We start from the raw sequence: 16,654 nt of genomic DNA, 5'->3' as shown, positions 1-16,654 counted from the left end.
CCCCGCGAAGTCCGCTTCGTCGAGGACGGTTTTTTGTAGCTCATAAGATAGGATTGCCGCTAGAAGAACAGTCCGACTTTTTGAATCGTCAGGAAACCAACGGCACGTCAGCCCATTTAGGAAGTCCTTGTGCTTGTTCGAACCGTGTGGACACGCTGTTTTACACGAGAGCATTGGCTTCCTTACCTGAACGTTGGCCCCTTGACTCCATCCTCGATTAATGGTGCCTCAGGCTGCCGCTGATTCGGCTCCACCTTGCTTCCCTGGTTCGTCGCGATGACCGTCGGCTGGGCAGCATACGTATCCTTCGACACGCGCTCTCTGCCGACTTCCACTCCGTTTTGCAGCTTGATGCGGTACGTTTCCACTACATAGCCGGGCTTGCCGGTACTGATTTTTTGCTGCTTGCCTGTAGGGAGCGTAGGATTCAGTACATATTTCACTGGAGGCTCCAGTGTCTGGAGTGTCTTTGATTCCACAGCATAGCTGATGTCAGGAGAGGTTCGTCCGAACAGCTTGATTGTAACTTGCCGGTCGTCGGCATATGTACGAATGAGCAAGTAGGATGGCGTATTGTTGCGGAACTTGAAATTGATATGACCGCTCGCAAAGGTCGCATCCTGACCGAGAGGCACATAGCTGACGGGCAGCGAATGGTTGCGCCGTTCCACAATCTCAAGCCCTGCGCGCAGAACCGCGTTGTACAGCGTGGAGGACACTTGGCATATGCCCCCGCCAATACCTGGAACCAGCTTACCGTTCAGAATGACCGGCGCTTCCTTGAACCCGAAACGGGACTCCGTCTCCGCAATGTAAGGCGCATAGTCGAACACGTCTCCCGGCTTCAGCAACACATCCTGAATCGACGAAGCCGTCGATACGATGTTGTGAATCCGCCCTTCTCCGTTCAGCAGCGGGTACTTTGTCGAGAATTCGCTAATTTTACGGTCGATTCCTTGCGATTGGAGCATGCTAACCGACACTTTCGGCTCCTGTTTGGTAAAAGCTAGTGTGATCAGAAAAGGAGCTCGGCCTGTCGTCGACGCAACCGTCCCCAGCGTTTCCTTGGCTTGCCGGGATGCCGCCTCCGGAACTTCCTTCGACTTATCTGCCGTTCCCTCGGCGAGTCGTTTCGACTCGGCTTTTACGGACCACCCTAACGCCCCCATGGAAGGAAGCGTCTTCTCCAACTGCTTGATGAGCTCAGGCTCGTTAATCCGCATCACGGAAGATTCGGGAATGTAGCTGATCGTGTCGTTCGGCCCGATGACACGCTGCGCGTCTTTGGGCTGAGCTTCATACAGAGCGGTGAAGCCCCGCTTTAGCGACTCATGCAAGACGGCGGCGTCGAAAGAGACCGGGAGGTTCCACGACTCGTTCCTGATGCTCCAGCGGTAGGCGGCGCGTTGAAACAAGGAGCCGGTCTGCAAAGGCTGCAGCCGGTTGGTGATGTCTAGCAGCGACAGCTGCAGCCCCATCTGCTCCAATGTCCAGTCTGCCGGCTGGAGAGGGACGTCGGCCTGTTTGCTGATCAATCGGACCGTATGCTGCAACAGCTGCTCTCTTTTATCCTCTAATTGCCGCTCGAATTCGGCTATCGGTATGCGCCCCGGCTGCCAATTATCCACTGTCAGTCCGCCCGGCAAGGTGTCCTGCATACCGTACCAAGCCAGGGAAGCGCAAGCTGCCCCCAGACCTAACAGCGCCAGCAGCAGCAACCGGAGGGCGGGGTATGACGGAAGCTTCATGGGTTTCGTCTCCTTTTTCACCCGTTCATTTCATCTGACAGGCTATGCTCGTACTCTTGATGTATATGCTGAAGCTGCCGTAACTTGACTGCGGGAAATTTCGTGTTTTCAACAAAAAACGCTTTTGAAAATGTGAAAAAGTGTTGAAAATCTTTTGCAAGTAAAGGATTTTACCTGTTTATGTCGAAAGGATATAAGCTAGCGAAAAATCCAGGATGTGATACCGTGATAGAGATGCATGACGTATGGAAGACATATCCCGACGGAAGTCCGGCCTTGAAAGGCATTAATGTCAAGGTGGACCGCAATGAGTTTCTTTATGTCGTCGGCCCGTCGGGGGCAGGAAAATCGACATTTATGAAGCTGATCTATAGAGAAGAGCGCCCGACCAAAGGGAGTATTTTTGTTAACGGATTTAACCTAGAGAAGCTGAAGCAGCGCAAGATTCCCTACGTGCGGCGGAATATCGGCGTAATTTTCCAGGATTTTCGACTTTTGCCGAAGCTGACCGTGTATGAAAATGTCGCTTTTGCCATGGAAGCTATCGAGGCTCCGAAGAAATTGATACGCAAGCGAGTACAAGAGGTTTTGGAGCTTGTTCATTTGAAAGAGAAGATCGGTTCTTTACCGACTCAATTGTCCGGCGGTGAGCAGCAGAGGGTGGCGATCGCGCGCGCTATCGTAAACAATCCGGCCGTGATCATAGCCGATGAGCCTACAGGAAATCTCGATCCCGAGACGTCCTGGGACATTATGAAACTGATGGAGGAAATCAACTTCCGCGGCACCACGATCATCATGGCAACACACAACAAAGAAATCGTCAATACGATGCGCAAACGGGTGCTCGCTATAGAACAAGGGCAAATTGTTCGCGACGAAGCAAGGGGTGAATACGGCTATGAGGATTAACACAGGCTTCCGCCACGTCAGGGAAGGCGGCAAAAATGTGATCCGTAATGGCTGGATGTCGTTCGCTTCGGTGAGCTCGATTGCCATCTCGTTGTTTATTCTCGGTATTTTTCTGCTGTTGACGCTGAATGTAAATTTCCTTGCGCAGCAGATCGAGCAGCAGGTTGAAATCAAAGTGTATTTGGATGTGAACATCCCGAAGGAGCAGATAGGGCCTCTGCAAAATGAGATCGCCGCTATCGAGCAGGTTTCTAAGGTAACCTTCGTTTCCAAAGAAGAAGGCATCGTGATTTTGCGGGACAGGCTCGGGGAAAACGGCAAAGGACTGCTGGAGGGCTTTGACGGCGAAAACAACCCTCTGAACGATTCTTTCACGGTTGAGGTGAAGGAGCCGAGGGAAGTAGGAATCGCAGCGCAAAAAATCAACGAGCTGAACAACGGCAAGCAGGCCAAGCCTATTTACCGTGTCAATTACGGTCAAGGTACGGTTGAGACCATGTTCAAGGCGACACAGGTCGTGCGATATATCGGTCTTATTCTGGTTGCGGGGCTTGCGTTAACGGCGATGTTCCTTATTGCCAACACGATCAAACTGACGATTCTCTCCCGCCGCCGGGAAATCGCCATAATGAAGCTCGTCGGAGCGACGAATTCGTTTATCCGCTGGCCGTTTTTTATCGAAGGGGCGATCCTCGGGATCGTCGGCTCCATCGTTCCTACCGGTATTTTGCTGTATGGCTATTGGGAGCTCATGAACGTGACGCAGCTCGACTTAAGTATGTTGATGATCAAGCTGTTACCGTTCGACCAGGTTTGTTATGTATTGGCCGGCTTGCTGCTTGGCATCGGCATCATGATAGGCATTTTCGGCAGTACGCTGTCGGTTCGCAAATTTTTGCGCGTGTAGGTGGAAGGAAATGCGAGGGCTGTCGGGCCCGGAATCAAGTTCGAGTCTGGTTGGGGAGGAAACGAAAGTTGAAGAAATCTCTTCTGTCACTGGTCGTAACGGCGGGTGTGGCGGGTACGATGCTCTTGCCGCAGCAAAGCTACGCTTTATCCGAATCGCAAAAAATTCAGCAGCAGCTGGATCAATTGAAAAAGCAGCAGTCTGCAGCGCAGCAAAAAGCCAACGAGACGCAAAACGAGATGAAGCAGGTCACTCAGGAAAAGCAGCAGACCGAGGCCGAGGTCAAAGCCTTAGTCAAGCAGATTGAGGCCGAGAATCTCAAAATGAATGAATTGGACAACACCATATCCACAACGAAGGATCAATTGAACGATAATGCGAAGCAGCTGGACGAAGTCAAAGCGCAGATCGAGGCTCGCGATGTGCTCGTCAAGTCAAGGCTTCGTCTGATGTATATGAACGGCGCAGTCTCTTATGCGGATGTTCTGCTAAGCTCTACCAGCTTCGGCGACTTTCTGGACCGGATGAATGCGCTCAAAGCGATTGTAGCTCAGGATAAGGAAATACTGGAGGCCAACCGCCGTGATCAGGAGGCCAAAGAGGCCAAGCAGAAGCAAATCGAGCAGGAGCTGAAGCAGGTAAGCGATCTCTATGCCCAGCGAGCTGCCATGAAGGCGGAGCTTTTGGCTAAAGAGAAGGAAAAGGAAGTCAAGATCGCAAGCTTGGACAAGAAGGAAAAAGATCTTGAGGACATTAGCGAAGACCAGGAGCAGCAGCTCCTCGCGTACGCGCGCAAATCATCCGCACTGGCGGCGGATAAGCGGAAAGCGGCGGCGGCCGAAGCCGCTGCGGCTGCTGCAGCGGCTGCAGCCAAAGCGAAGGCTAACGGCGGCGGAAGCGGTAGCAGCGGCGGAGGAGCCCCGGCGGCACAGACGCCTGCTTTTTCCGGTGGCCGATTCGGCTATCCTCTCGCCAAAGTCTCGCCGATGTCGTCCGACTTCGGCTACCGGTCCGACCCGTTCACGGGCAAGAAGAAGCTGCATAAGGGCATCGATCTTGCGTCCCCGAACGGTACGAGCATCCTAGCCGCAGAGGAAGGGGAGGTCATCGTTGCTTCCTGGTGGAGCGGGTACGGCAATACCGTCATCATCGACCATGGGAACGGATATTGGACCTTGTACGGGCATATTCGCAACGGAGGCACGGTAGTGGAGAAAGGGGACCACGTGAAGCGCGGCCAAAAGGTTGCCGAAGTCGGCTCTACCGGCGAGTCTACCGGCAATCATCTGCACTTTGAAGTACGTATCAACGAGGATCCGGTGGATCCGAAGCCATATTTGAAGTAAACCGCTGTTAATAATTTCAAATAGCTTGTCATATACTACAGTGACGAGTACTAAGATGGCCCGCTGCTAGCGGGACTTTTTGGCTCACCTCAGATAAAGACGAGTTCATTCAGGCGTAGCAAAGGCGGTGTAAAAGAAGACGATGCAATTTAAGGGACGCACGGTTTTGGCATTTATTTTGCTGGCTATGTTCGCCAGCAGCATTATGACGCTTACGATTGTGAATCCGTCGATGTTGACGGCTGTAGGCAAGGACGGGGGAGCAACCGGCAATTCCGGTCTGACCGCCAAGGATTTGAACAAAATTTCGACGACGTACCAGCTGATTCAGAACAAGTTTTTATCCGAGGTCGATCATGAAAAGGTCGTCAACGGAGCTATTAACGGCATGCTGGCGACGCTCGACGATCCGTTCACCGTCTATATGGACCAGAACGAAGCGAAGCAGTTCGACGAGAGCATTACTTCGTCGTTCCAGGGTATCGGGGCGGAGGTATCGTCCGATGACGGCAAAGTAACGATCGTAGCGCCGATCAAAGGCTCGCCGGCTGAAAAGGCGGGACTCCACGCCAAAGACGTTATCGTATCGGTTAACGGCGAAAAGCTGGACGGGCTGACCTTGAATCAGGCGATTATGAAAATCCGCGGTCCGAAAGGGACCCAGGCGAAGCTTGAAATTTTGCGTTCGGGCACGACGGAGCCGATTACGATGATTGTTGTCCGCGACGACATCGATGTGGAAACGGTATATGCCGAAATGCTGCAGGGCAACATCGGCAAAATCGAGATTCGCCAGTTTTCCACGAATACGGCCAAACGGTTCAAGGATGAGCTTTCGACGCTGGAATCGAAAGGCATGAAAGGTCTCATCATCGACGTGCGCAATGACCCAGGGGGCCTGCTGCAGGCTGTGGTCGAGATTGTCGAGCCTTTCGTGCCGAAGGGCAAGCCGATCGTCAAGATCGAAGACCGCCAAGGCAAGCAGGAGGATACGCCTTCCCAAGGCAGCGGCAAAAATTATCCGGTTACCGTGCTGATCAACAAAGGCAGCGCCAGCGCCTCGGAAATATTGGCGGGAGCCTTGCACGATTCCGTAGGCAGTAAGCTGGTTGGCGAAACGACCTTTGGTAAGGGTACTGTACAGGTGCCGTTTGAGAAGGAAATGGGCGATGGCAGCAATATCAAAATGACCGTATACAAATGGCTGACGCCAAACGGTACTTGGATTCATAAACAAGGCATCGCTCCTGATATAGCCATCGACCAGCCTGCTTTCTTCAAGGTGGCTCCATTGACGAAGAAAGCGACGCTGAAGCCGGATACGACGGGCGACGATGTGAAAAATCTGCAAATCATGCTGAGCGGCCTAGGCTTGAATCCCGACCGTATGGACGGGTATTTCAGCGAGAAGACGGCGGCAGCGGTTAAGACGTTCCAGAAGCAGCAGAACATCCCAACAACCGGAGAAGTCGATACGGATACGGCGAACCGTTTGGAGAAAGCGATTGTGGAGGCCATCCGCGATCCTAAGAACGATCAACAGCTGAAAGCAGCGGTTCAGCATCTTCAATCGGTTATTAAGTAAGTTCCGACGCCGATGGAAAAATCGGGAAGCGGAAGGAAAAGAAGCTATAGATGTCGAAAGATTTAGAAAGGTTGGCCTCGCGCCCCCTTTCTGAATCTTTTTTTATTTCCACCCTCATTTGCGAAGGAGCAGCCCAATGGCCGTGTTCATGGAAATTGCACAGCAAGGGCTATATGCCCTGCTGCAGTTACTTACTCATCCGTTTTATTATGTAGGGATTTTATTTATCGTACTTCAATATCGGCGGCAAATCTTATTTGAACGCAAGTTGTTCCATACGAAGCTCCATTCGCTTGTAGCGGAGACGTGGCGAAGCCTGCTGTGGGGATGGATCGGAGGCTTGATCGCTTCGGTACTGATGGCTGTCGTAGGAGCGACGATTCAGCCGCAAGCCGTTCTCCTGTTGTGGATCGCATCGCTGTTGTTCATTTTCTTCCGCGTTCGTTTCATGTGTTGGGCCTATGCCGTCGGGGCGATAGGCATCCTGCAAGTACTTATTGGGTCCATCCCGGGTTTGCCGGGGGTGCTGCCTGCATGGTTCGTGAAGCCGCTATTGGGAATACATATGCCGGCGATGCTTGCTCTTGTCGCTGTGCTTCACCTAGTCGAAGCCTTATTTGTCCGAGTACAGGGGACAAGGACCGGGACGCCGATGTTTTACGAAAGCAAGCGGGGGAAAATCGTCGGAGGCTACCATTTGCAGGGCTTCTGGCCGGTTGCGCTGTTCCTGCTGGTACCGCTTCAAGGAGGCAGCGATGTCTCCCTCCCGTGGACGCCGCTTCTCGGCGGCGATCTGTGGGGCGGCGGCTGGACGATCGTCGGTTTCCCGGTCATGATCGGTTTCGCCGAAATGACGATGTCCCGCCTTCCGAGGGACAAGGTTCGCATGACGGCAAGGCAATTGATGCTGTATTCGGTCGTCGTTCTGCTGCTTGCCGTGATGGCGCATCAGTGGCCGGTTATGACGCTGTTGTCGGCACTTCTCACTATTCTGCTGCATGAAGGCCTTCTGTTCTACAGCCGCTGGGATGAATCCAGGCGCACTCCGGTATTTGTTCATGACCAGCGCGGGCTTATGGTGCTAGCCGTATTGCCGGGCAGCCCGGCCGAAGAGATGGAAATCGAGGCGGGCGAGATCATCCACAAGGTGAACGGGATCGCGGTGCGTACAAAGGAAGAGCTGCATCAGGCGATGCAGGTCAATTCCGCCTTTTGCAAGCTAGAAGTGCTGAATTTGCAGGGCGAGAGCAAGTTTCTGAAGCGGGCCATGTTCTCCGGCGAGCATCATCAGCTCGGCATCTTGCTGGCGCCGGATCAGCATGCGATGTACTACGCGGAAGAGAAGCAAACACATATTATCTCGTATATGAAGAAAAACTTGGTGGGCTTGCTTAGCAGAAAGCCCGGGAGCAAGTCGATGTAATACGATATTGGAGCGCTGATGACGCCCGAATAAAGAAGCTGCCGAAACCGTTCGATACGGGTTCCGACAGCTTTTTCTCATTGGTATAAGACTATTAGTTCTTTTCACGCAGCACGACGATTTCGACGCGGCGGTTTTTTGAGCGGTTTTCTACACTGTTGTTCTCCGCCACCGGACGGGTGTCCGCATAGCCTGTGGAGATGAACTTTTTAGGATCCAGCCCGTTATTATAGACAAAGTAGCGCAGAACGGAAAGCGATCGTTCATTGGACAGTCCCCAATTGTCTTTATACAGGGAGCCCGTGGCCAGCGGAAGATTATCCGTATGTCCTTCGATGCTGATCGTCGCATCCAGCGTAGGGAACAAGCTGGCCAGCTGATTCAGAATCGGGTACGCGTCCTTCTTCAGCTCCGCTTTGCCAAGATCGAACAAGAACAAGTCGTTGAGCGTTACCGCTATCCCTCGTGGCGTATCGGCGGCGAATACTTGGGCCTGCAGGTTTTGCTGCTGGATATACTGCTGAATTTTCTCAAGCAGGTCCTCCAGCTGCTTTTCGCGATATTCCCGTTCCTCGCGTTCTTTCTTTTCCTTGTCGTCGTTCTGCGTCTTCTCTCCGTCCTGCGCCTTGGCGGTGCTGACACGGCCGAGGACGCCTTCGCCTTGCGGCAGCACGGATTCGGCCTTCTTAAACTCGAAGCTCAGTGCGGAGGCAAGAACCTGGTATTTCTCATTGTCGATCTTGCTCATGGCATACATGATAACGAAGAAAATAAGCAGCAGCGTAATCAAGTCGGCATAGGTGATCAGCCAGCGTTCATGGTTCTCATGTTCCGCATGTTTTTTATTTTTCCTCGCCACCGGTATCACCTTCGCCTTCCGCTTTCTTATGGTCCTGGTGCAGGAAGGAGTTCAATTTCTTTTTGATCAGCTGTGGATTTTCGCCCGCTTGCAGAGCCAAAATCCCTTCGAGCATCAGTTCCATCTCGGAGATTTGCTCCTTGCTGCGAATTTTAATTTTTTGTGCGATAGGCAGGTATAAGACGTTCGCCGAGGAAACCCCGTACAGCGTCGCCGTGAAGGCAACCGCAATAGCCGGCCCTAGCGTTCCCGGATCCGAAAGATTACCCAGAACGTGAATCAGACCCATAACCGTACCGATGATCCCCATAGAAGGCGCAAAGCCGCCTGCAGCTTCGAATATTTTGGCCCAGCCCTCATGATGATGCTCCAGCGCATCCATCTCCAGCTCGAGAATTTGACGGGTCAGCTCCGGGTCGGTTCCGTCTACGACCATCATCAGTCCGTCGCGCAAAAAGCTGTTCGGGTGCTCCTGCGCGCGCTGCTCCAGAGCCAGCACTCCTTCTCTTCTGGCAACCGAGGCCATGTCGACAAGCTCATCAATAATGACTCCCGGATCGCGCTTCGTTTCGGTGAACGCCATCTTGAGCGCTTTGCCAAGCTCCTTCAGTCTATTCATCGGGAAGCTGATGAGAATGGCCCCCGCCGTACCCCCGAATATGATCAGCATCGCACTCGGAACAATCAAAGCGGAGAGATGCCCACCATCCCAAAGATAGCCGCCAATCAAGGCGCCCAAGCCTACTACGAGACCTATAATCGTTGTTAAATCCACCTTTGTACCACCCCTAGTTCGAATAGATATAATGTGTTTTTCAAGTGTAGTCCCGTTCTTTCGGCCGATGCTGAAATACAATAAAAGGAAACTTATACGTTTGCAACAAAAGCTGAAAAAAGGTATAATGTATGGGAACAAACATTCCTATAGTGGAAAAAGTCGAACGGAGTCAACTTGCGTCGTATGACGCATAGTATTTATCGGAAACACGGATACAAAAGTTTATAGATAATGATCTTTTTCAATGGACGGGTGATGAAAATGAACGAAGTGGTCATGAGTGACAAACGATTTGAATTGGTGTCCGAATTTTCTCCGCAAGGGGACCAGCCAAAGGCTATAGAGAAGCTGGTGGCCGGTATCCGCGAAGGGAAGAAGCATCAGACGCTGCTCGGGGCGACGGGGACAGGGAAGACGTTTACTGCGGCTCAAGTCATAGCTCAGCTGAATCGGCCGACGCTGTTAATAGCACACAACAAGACTTTGGCCGCGCAATTATGCAGCGAGCTGAAGGAGTTTTTCCCCAACAACGCCGTCGAGTATTTCGTCAGCTACTACGACTATTACCAGCCAGAGGCTTACATTCCTTCCTCAGATACCTTCATTGAAAAAGACTCCAGCATTAACGATGAAATCGACAAGCTCCGTCACTCTGCGACCAGTGCGCTGTTCGAGCGCCGGGACGTCATCATTGTCGCGAGCGTGTCTTGCATATACGGCTTGGGTTCTCCTATGGAGTACCGCAATCTGGTCATGTCTTTGCGCGTTGGCATGGAGCGTTCACGCAACGAAATATTGCACAGGCTGATCGATATCCAATACCAGCGCAACGATATGAACTTCGTCCGCGGAACGTTCCGGGTTCGCGGCGATGTTGTGGAGATATTCCCGGCATCTCACAGCGAGCATGCGGTGCGGGTAGAGCTGTTCGGCGATGAAATCGAACGGATTACGGAGATCGACGTGCTGACGGGAGAGATTCTTGGGGAACGCGATCATATTGCGATTTTCCCGGCGTCTCACTTCGTTACCCACGAGGATACGATGAAGCGCGCTCTCGTGGATATCGAGAAGGAACTGGAGGAACGGCTGGAGGAGCTGCGAGGCAAAGGCAAGCTGCTGGAGGCTCAGCGGCTGGAGCAGCGTACTCGCTACGATATCGAGATGATGCAGGAGATGGGCTTCTGTTCGGGCATCGAGAACTATTCAGGACCGCTCACCTTCCGCGAACGGGGCGCGACGCCTTACACGCTGTTCGATTATTTCCCGGACGACATGCTGATTGTAGTGGATGAGTCGCACGTGACGCTGCCGCAGATCCGCGGGATGTATAACGGCGACAGGGCGCGCAAGGAAGTACTCGTTGAGCATGGCTTCCGTCTGCCGTCTGCGATGGATAACCGTCCGCTGCGGTTCGAGGAATTCGAGCGCAAGGTGACGCAAGCCTTGTTCATCTCGGCGACGCCGGGACCTTACGAGCTGGAGCATTGTCCGGAGATGGTCGAGCAAATTATCCGGCCGACCGGCCTGATCGATCCGGAGATCGAAGTGCGGCCGACGAAGGGGCAAATCGACGATCTGCTCGGGGAGATTCAGGACCGAATCCGCAAGGACGAACGGGTGTTGGTTACTACATTGACCAAGAAGATGGCCGAGGATTTGACCGATTATTTCAAAGAAATCGGCATCAAGGTACGTTATCTCCACTCGGACATCAAGACGCTCGAGCGGATGCAAATATTACGCGAGCTTAGGCTCGGCGTGTTCCACGTCCTGGTCGGCATCAACCTGCTGAGGGAAGGCCTCGACTTGCCGGAAGTGTCGCTGGTGGCGATTCTCGATGCCGATAAAGAAGGGTTTCTTCGCGCCGAGCGGTCGCTTATTCAGACGATCGGCCGGGCCGCGAGGAACGCCAACGGGCGGGTTATTATGTACGGCGACAAAATAACGGACTCTATGGACAAAGCGATCCGCGAGACGAGCCGCCGCCGGGAAATTCAGATCGCCTACAACGAGAGGCACGGGATTACGCCTCAGACAATCCAGAAGAAAATCCGCGATGTGATCGAGGCGGTCAAGGTGGCCGAGTCGAAGGCCGATTATTTGTCCGACGTGAAGCAGGCGAAGATGTCCAAGAAGGATCGGATGTCGTTAATCGAGCGACTGGAGCAGGAAATGAAGGAAGCCGCCAAAAACTTGCAGTTTGAGCGGGCGGCCGAGCTTCGCGATGCGGTGATGGAGCTAAAAGCGGAGCTGTAACAGGTTGCCGGCCTCCGATAACATGGCTTTTTGAACCAGCGCTATAATGGTTATACTGATGAAATAAATAGAATTTGGTTAATAGGTATTGGGAACGGCGGAATTCATCGAGACACAGACGCTGCTTATATACCGTCGGGTCCGTGAGCAAAGAGGGTTTGGAGGGACGGCTACTGATTCAGGCTGGATGTTCTTCCAAACAGGCCTCTATTAAGAAGGATGGTGGCACGAAAGTGGCTAGAGATAACATCGTAATTAAAGGCGCAAGAGCCCACAATTTGAAAAATATCGACGTGACGATCCCACGCGACCGCTTCGTCGTGCTTACCGGGCTTAGCGGCTCGGGTAAATCATCATTGGCGTTCGATACGATATACGCCGAAGGGCAGCGGAGGTACGTCGAATCGTTATCCGCATACGCGCGCCAGTTTCTTGGACAGATGGACAAGCCGGATGTCGATTCGATAGACGGTCTGTCTCCTGCCATATCGATCGACCAGAAGACAACGAGCCGCAACCCGCGTTCGACCGTAGGGACCGTTACGGAAATATACGATTATTTGCGTCTGTTGTTCGCAAGGATCGGCCGTCCTCATTGTCCCGATCACAAAATCGAGATTACGTCCCAAACGGTAGAGCAGATGGTCGACCGGATCATGGAATATCCGGAGAGAACCCGTCTGCAAATATTGGCTCCTATCGTATCGGGCCGCAAAGGCGAGCATTCCAAGCTGCTTGCCGATATTCAGAAGCAGGGCTTCGTCCGCGTACGCGTGAACGGAGAAGTAATGGACTTATCCGATACGATCGAGCTGGATAAAAACAAAAAGCATAATATCGAAGTCGTAGTAGATAGGATTGTGGTCAAGAGCGACGTGCAGTCCCGTCTTGCCGATTCGTTGGAAACGGCGCTAAAGCTGGCCAACGGCCGCATTATCGTAGATGTGCTGGAGCAGGAGGAGCTGCTGTTCAGCCAGAATCTGGCTTGTCCGGAGTGCGGCTTTAGCATTGAAGAATTGGCGCCGAGAATGTTCTCCTTCAACAGCCCGTTCGGAGCCTGTCCGGAATGTGACGGTCTGGGAAGCAAGATGATCGTCGACCCCGACTTGCTTGTTCCCGATCCGAAGCTGTCCATTGAAGAGGGCGCTTTTGAAGCATGGGCAGGCAGTACGTCGAACTATTATCCGCAATTTCTGGCTGCAGTGTGTGAGCACTATGGCATTCCGCAGAACGTGCCGGTATCGGAGCTGACTTCAGATCAGATGAAGAAGCTGCTGAACGGGACCGGCGGGGAGAAGGTGCGTTTCCGCTACGAGAATGATATGGGACACAAGAAGGAAGCGATGGTGGCGTTCGAGGGCATCATCACCAACCTGGAGCGGCGCTATCGCGATACTTTCTCCGATGGAATCCGCGAGCATATCGAAACGTACATGAGCTCCAAGCCGTGCAGCAAATGTAAAGGACATCGGTTAAAGCCCGAGACTTTGGCGGTCACCATCAACGGGAAAAATATCGCTCATGTAACCTCACTGTCCATCGGTGAATCCCAGGAATGGTTTGAAGCGTTAACGCTGAACGACCGGGATACGCAGATCGCTCACCTTATTCTGAAGGAAATCAAATCGCGGCTAGGATTTCTCGTTAATGTCGGATTGGATTACTTGACGATGCACCGGGCGGCAGGAACGTTATCCGGCGGCGAGGCTCAACGGATTCGTCTCGCTACGCAAATCGGATCCAGCCTTATGGGCGTCTTATATATACTGGACGAGCCGAGCATCGGACTGCATCAGCGGGATAACGACCGGTTGATCCAAACGCTGGAGCATATGCGGGATCTCGGCAATACGCTGATCGTCGTAGAGCACGATGAGGATACGATGCTGGCCGCTGATTACATTATCGATATCGGGCCGGGCGCAGGCATTCATGGCGGTCACGTCGTGTCTCAGGGGACGCCGAAGGAAATCATGGAAGACCCTCACTCCTTGACGGGGCAATACTTGAGCGGGAAGAAATTTATTCCGATCAGCGCTGCGCGCCGCAAGCCTAACGGCAAATGGCTTGAAATCAAAGGGGCGAAGGAGAACAACCTGCGCAATGTAAGCGTCAAGTTTCCTCTGGGCGTGTTTACTTGCGTAACGGGAGTTTCCGGTTCGGGTAAAAGTACGCTTATCAATGAGCTCTTGTATAAAACATTGGCTAAAGAGCTGAACGGCGCGAAGGTACGTCCAGGCGAGTATCGGGAGTTCGTAGGCTTGGAGCATGTCGACAAAGTCATCGACATCGACCAGTCGCCTATCGGCCGTACGCCTCGTTCGAATCCTGCTACGTACACTGGTGTTTTCGATGACATCCGCGATGTGTATTCAGCGACGAACGAAGCCAAGGTTCGCGGCTACAAGAAAGGCCGGTTCAGCTTTAACGTCAAAGGCGGGCGCTGTGAGGCTTGCCGCGGCGACGGCATCATCAAAATTGAGATGCACTTCCTGCCGGACGTGTATGTGCCGTGTGAGGTTTGCAAAGGCAAACGGTATAACCGGGAAACACTGGAGGTCCAGTACAAAGGCAAGAACATTTCCGAAGTATTGGATATGACGATAGAGGATGCTTGCGAGTTTTTCAAAAACATTCCGCGCATTCACCGCAAGCTGCAAACGCTGCTAGATGTCGGCTTGGGCTATATGAACCTTGGGCAGCCTGCCACTACGCTGTCCGGCGGCGAAGCACAGCGTGTGAAGCTCGCAGCGGAGCTGTACCGCCGCAGCACCGGCAAGACGATTTATATATTGGATGAGCCGACAACGGGCCTTCATATCCATGATATTGACCGATTGCTGAAGGTACTGCACAGACTGGTTGACAGCGGGGAAACCGTGCTTGTTATTGAGCATAACCTAGACGTAATCAAAACGGCTGACTATATGATAGATCTAGGTCCGGAAGGCGGTAACAAAGGCGGTACGATCGTAGCTACGGGAACGCCGGAGGATGTGATTAAAGTGGAAGGCTCTTACACGGGCCGCTACCTGAAACCGATCCTGGAGCGGGATAAGGCAAGATCCGAAGATTATGAGCAAAGATTGAAGCAGATGGAAGATGCTGCTGTGTAACCGTCTTTGCCCCGGCAGAGCATCTCGGCTACAGTCGGAGCTCTCGATGCTCTGTTCCGTTTACTGTTAGGCGAGAAAAGCATGATGTCACCATGGAATCCGCAGCACGCAAGTAAGCATGGCTCTTGAGTTGAGGGAGTCATGCTTATTTTTAGGCATTCCATGTAAGAATATCGTTGAATGGCGCTCTGCTGTCAGTTATAAATTTTTGAAGAAATGGACAATTTATAGTTACATGGCGAGTTGGGGAATACGCTTCAACCGAACCAATTCCAAGGTACATAACTTGATAATGAAGAATGCAAGATAGAGGAAACAGCAAAAGTTGACAAACTTGTTACACTTCCCATCTATGGCTTGCACTTCATGACGAGTCAAGATATGATAGAAAATAAGCATTTTTGTATACTGAAGGAGGTCTCTCGATGTTTTTGGCGGAAGGGGCGGCGCAAGCGAGCAAATTTACCGGCTTTGACCCGTTTGTCATTTTGTTTACGATCATCATTCTGATCGGTATTGTACGGTTGCTGGGTGCTCCTAAGAAAAATGTGTTTGCCATCGGTTTCAGTACAGTCGCTTTGATCATCTTTTTAGTTTTGGATGCCGTAATGGTACTTAACTGGATGGATAAATTGTAATACAACGGACGGATGTAACGAGAGAACATGCAAGTGAAAAGAAGCCCTTGACCATGACGGTCAGGGCTTTTCGTCGTTTATGCGGAGGTTATACCCACCACATTTCTCCCAATGGTTCTTTAATCAGCACTTGCTGCAGGTTTTGCACCGCTTTGGTAAATCCTTCCTCAACGGACATCAGTCCATCCTCATGCTCGATGCTGACTACATAATCATAGCCAACCAGACGTAAGGCGCTAATGATATCCGCCCAAGTTTTCAAATCGTGGCCAAAGCCAACGGTACGGAACTGCCAAGCGCGGTCAAGCATCAGCGAGTATGATTGCATATCGGTCAAACCGTGTTTATTGACATTGATCGGATCGATCGTTGTATCTTTGGCATGGAAGTGATGAATCGCGCCCGCACGGCCAAGAATTTGCACCGCTTGGACCGGATCGATACCTTGCCACCACATATGGCTCGGATCTAGATTGGCGCCGATAGCTTCGCCAGCCGCTTCACGTAGACGCAGCAATGTAGCAGGAGTATGTACGGAAAATCCTCCGTGCAGCTCGAGTCCGATTTTGACATTGCGGTCCGATGCGAACTTGCCGACTTCCGTCCAGTAAGGAATGACTTTGTTGGACCACTGCCAATCAAGAATTTCTTGATAATCCGGAGGCCACGGAGCTACCGGCCAGTTTGGATATTTGGCATCCTCGTGATCGCCCGGGCAGCCGGAGAACGTGTTCACAACGGGAACCTCGAGCTTTTCGGCCAGCTGTATCGTCTTTTGAATTAATTCTTGATGTTCTTGGGAAATCGCCTTTTGCGGATGCAGCGGGTTCGCATGACAGCTCAATGCGCTGATGATCAGTCCCCGGGACTCCACAGCCTTCTTGAACTCTTTCAGCTTCGCGTCGTCGGCAAGAAGCACGTCAGGGTTACAGTGTGCATTACCCGGATAGCCGCCGGTGCCGAGCTCAACTGCTTCCAATCCTTTGGATGCAATGTAGTCCAAAGCTTCTTCGAAAGGTTTTTGTCCGAATAATACTGTGAATACTCCTAATTTCATATGACACCTCCGAAAAAATGTACGCG

General features: G+C 52.3%; 12 protein-coding genes. 8 read left to right on the top strand and 4 right to left on the bottom strand.

Annotation, left to right across the window (positions count from 1 at the left end; genetic code table 11):
- Positions 1–182: 182 nt before the first annotated feature.
- On the bottom strand, positions 183–1,748 hold the full coding sequence (locus ACFQ88_RS35965) for a VanW family protein (protein WP_379462338.1): 1,566 nt from the start codon (positions 1,746–1,748) through the stop codon (positions 183–185).
- A 225-nt stretch (positions 1,749–1,973) separates the two neighbouring features.
- Here ACFQ88_RS35965 and ftsE point away from each other — a divergent pair, with 225 nt between their 5' ends.
- From ftsE to ACFQ88_RS35940, 5 genes are all read left to right on the top strand, one after another.
- The gene (ftsE, locus tag ACFQ88_RS35960; RefSeq protein ID WP_239630447.1) at positions 1,974–2,660 is read left to right on the top strand and encodes a cell division ATP-binding protein FtsE; all 687 of its coding nucleotides are present in this window, start codon (positions 1,974–1,976) and stop codon (positions 2,658–2,660) included.
- On the top strand, positions 2,650–3,567 hold the full coding sequence (ftsX, locus tag ACFQ88_RS35955; protein WP_239630446.1) for a permease-like cell division protein FtsX: 918 nt from the start codon (positions 2,650–2,652) through the stop codon (positions 3,565–3,567). Before ftsE ends, ftsX begins: the two co-directional genes overlap by 11 nt.
- Before the next feature lie 68 nt (positions 3,568–3,635).
- Complete coding sequence (locus tag ACFQ88_RS35950; RefSeq protein ID WP_239630445.1) at positions 3,636–4,913, top strand: murein hydrolase activator EnvC family protein; 1,278 nt, start codon at positions 3,636–3,638, stop codon at positions 4,911–4,913.
- Between the two features lie 142 nt (positions 4,914–5,055).
- On the top strand, positions 5,056–6,498 hold the full coding sequence (locus ACFQ88_RS35945; protein ID WP_239630444.1) for a S41 family peptidase: 1,443 nt from the start codon (positions 5,056–5,058) through the stop codon (positions 6,496–6,498).
- Between the two features lie 136 nt (positions 6,499–6,634).
- Complete coding sequence (locus tag ACFQ88_RS35940; protein ID WP_379462334.1) at positions 6,635–7,921, top strand: PDZ domain-containing protein; 1,287 nt, start codon at positions 6,635–6,637, stop codon at positions 7,919–7,921.
- 94 nt (positions 7,922–8,015) lie between these two features.
- Here ACFQ88_RS35940 and ACFQ88_RS35935 read toward each other — a convergent pair whose 3' ends face one another.
- Both ACFQ88_RS35935 and ACFQ88_RS35930 read right to left on the bottom strand, forming a co-directional pair.
- Complete coding sequence (locus ACFQ88_RS35935) at positions 8,016–8,780, bottom strand: flagellar motor protein MotB (protein WP_379462332.1); 765 nt, start codon at positions 8,778–8,780, stop codon at positions 8,016–8,018.
- Positions 8,764–9,555 (bottom strand): flagellar motor protein, encoded by a 792-nt coding sequence (locus ACFQ88_RS35930; protein WP_379462279.1) that lies wholly within the window; start codon positions 9,553–9,555, stop codon positions 8,764–8,766. The genes ACFQ88_RS35935 and ACFQ88_RS35930 overlap by 17 nt, the downstream gene beginning before the upstream one ends.
- A 264-nt stretch (positions 9,556–9,819) precedes the next feature.
- On the opposite strand from ACFQ88_RS35930, the gene uvrB reads away from it, so the two are divergent.
- The 3 genes from uvrB (at position 9,820) to ACFQ88_RS35915 (ending at position 15,571) form a co-directional block, all read left to right on the top strand.
- On the top strand, positions 9,820–11,817 hold the full coding sequence (gene uvrB / locus ACFQ88_RS35925; protein ID WP_379462277.1) for an excinuclease ABC subunit UvrB: 1,998 nt from the start codon (positions 9,820–9,822) through the stop codon (positions 11,815–11,817).
- A 233-nt stretch (positions 11,818–12,050) separates the two neighbouring features.
- Positions 12,051–14,933, top strand: a complete 2,883-nt coding sequence (gene uvrA / locus ACFQ88_RS35920; RefSeq protein WP_379462275.1) for an excinuclease ABC subunit UvrA — start codon at positions 12,051–12,053, stop codon at positions 14,931–14,933.
- A 425-nt stretch (positions 14,934–15,358) separates the two neighbouring features.
- Positions 15,359–15,571: a hypothetical protein gene (locus tag ACFQ88_RS35915; RefSeq protein ID WP_239630438.1), complete on the top strand. Its 213-nt coding sequence runs from the start codon at positions 15,359–15,361 to the stop codon at positions 15,569–15,571.
- 88 nt (positions 15,572–15,659) lie between these two features.
- Here ACFQ88_RS35915 and ACFQ88_RS35910 read toward each other — a convergent pair whose 3' ends face one another.
- The gene (locus ACFQ88_RS35910) at positions 15,660–16,628 is read right to left on the bottom strand and encodes a sugar phosphate isomerase/epimerase family protein (RefSeq protein ID WP_239630437.1); all 969 of its coding nucleotides are present in this window, start codon (positions 16,626–16,628) and stop codon (positions 15,660–15,662) included.
- Positions 16,629–16,654: the final 26 nt, after the last annotated feature.

This window comes from Paenibacillus sp. NPDC056579, assembly GCF_042793215.1.
In the GTDB taxonomy this organism is placed as follows: Bacteria; Bacillota; Bacilli; order Paenibacillales; family NBRC-103111; genus Paenibacillus_S.
The sequence above is the reverse complement of the archived record's forward strand: the minus strand, read 5'-3'. Positions and strand labels throughout refer to the sequence as shown.

Bases quoted from the DNA above. Each gene is read 5' to 3' on its own strand.
- ACFQ88_RS35965 (WP_379462338.1), bottom strand. From the start codon at position 1,748: ATGAAGCTTCCGTCATACCCCGCCCTCCGGTTGCTGCTGCTGGCGCTG.
- ftsX (WP_239630446.1), top strand. From the start codon at position 2,650: ATGAGGATTAACACAGGCTTCCGCCACGTCAGGGAAGGCGGCAAAAAT.
- ACFQ88_RS35945 (WP_239630444.1), top strand. From the start codon at position 5,056: ATGCAATTTAAGGGACGCACGGTTTTGGCATTTATTTTGCTGGCTATG.
- ACFQ88_RS35940 (WP_379462334.1), top strand. From the start codon at position 6,635: ATGGCCGTGTTCATGGAAATTGCACAGCAAGGGCTATATGCCCTGCTG.
- uvrB (WP_379462277.1), top strand. From the start codon at position 9,820: ATGAACGAAGTGGTCATGAGTGACAAACGATTTGAATTGGTGTCCGAA.
- ACFQ88_RS35915 (WP_239630438.1), top strand. From the start codon at position 15,359: ATGTTTTTGGCGGAAGGGGCGGCGCAAGCGAGCAAATTTACCGGCTTT.
- ACFQ88_RS35910 (WP_239630437.1), bottom strand. From the start codon at position 16,628: ATGAAATTAGGAGTATTCACAGTATTATTCGGACAAAAACCTTTCGAA.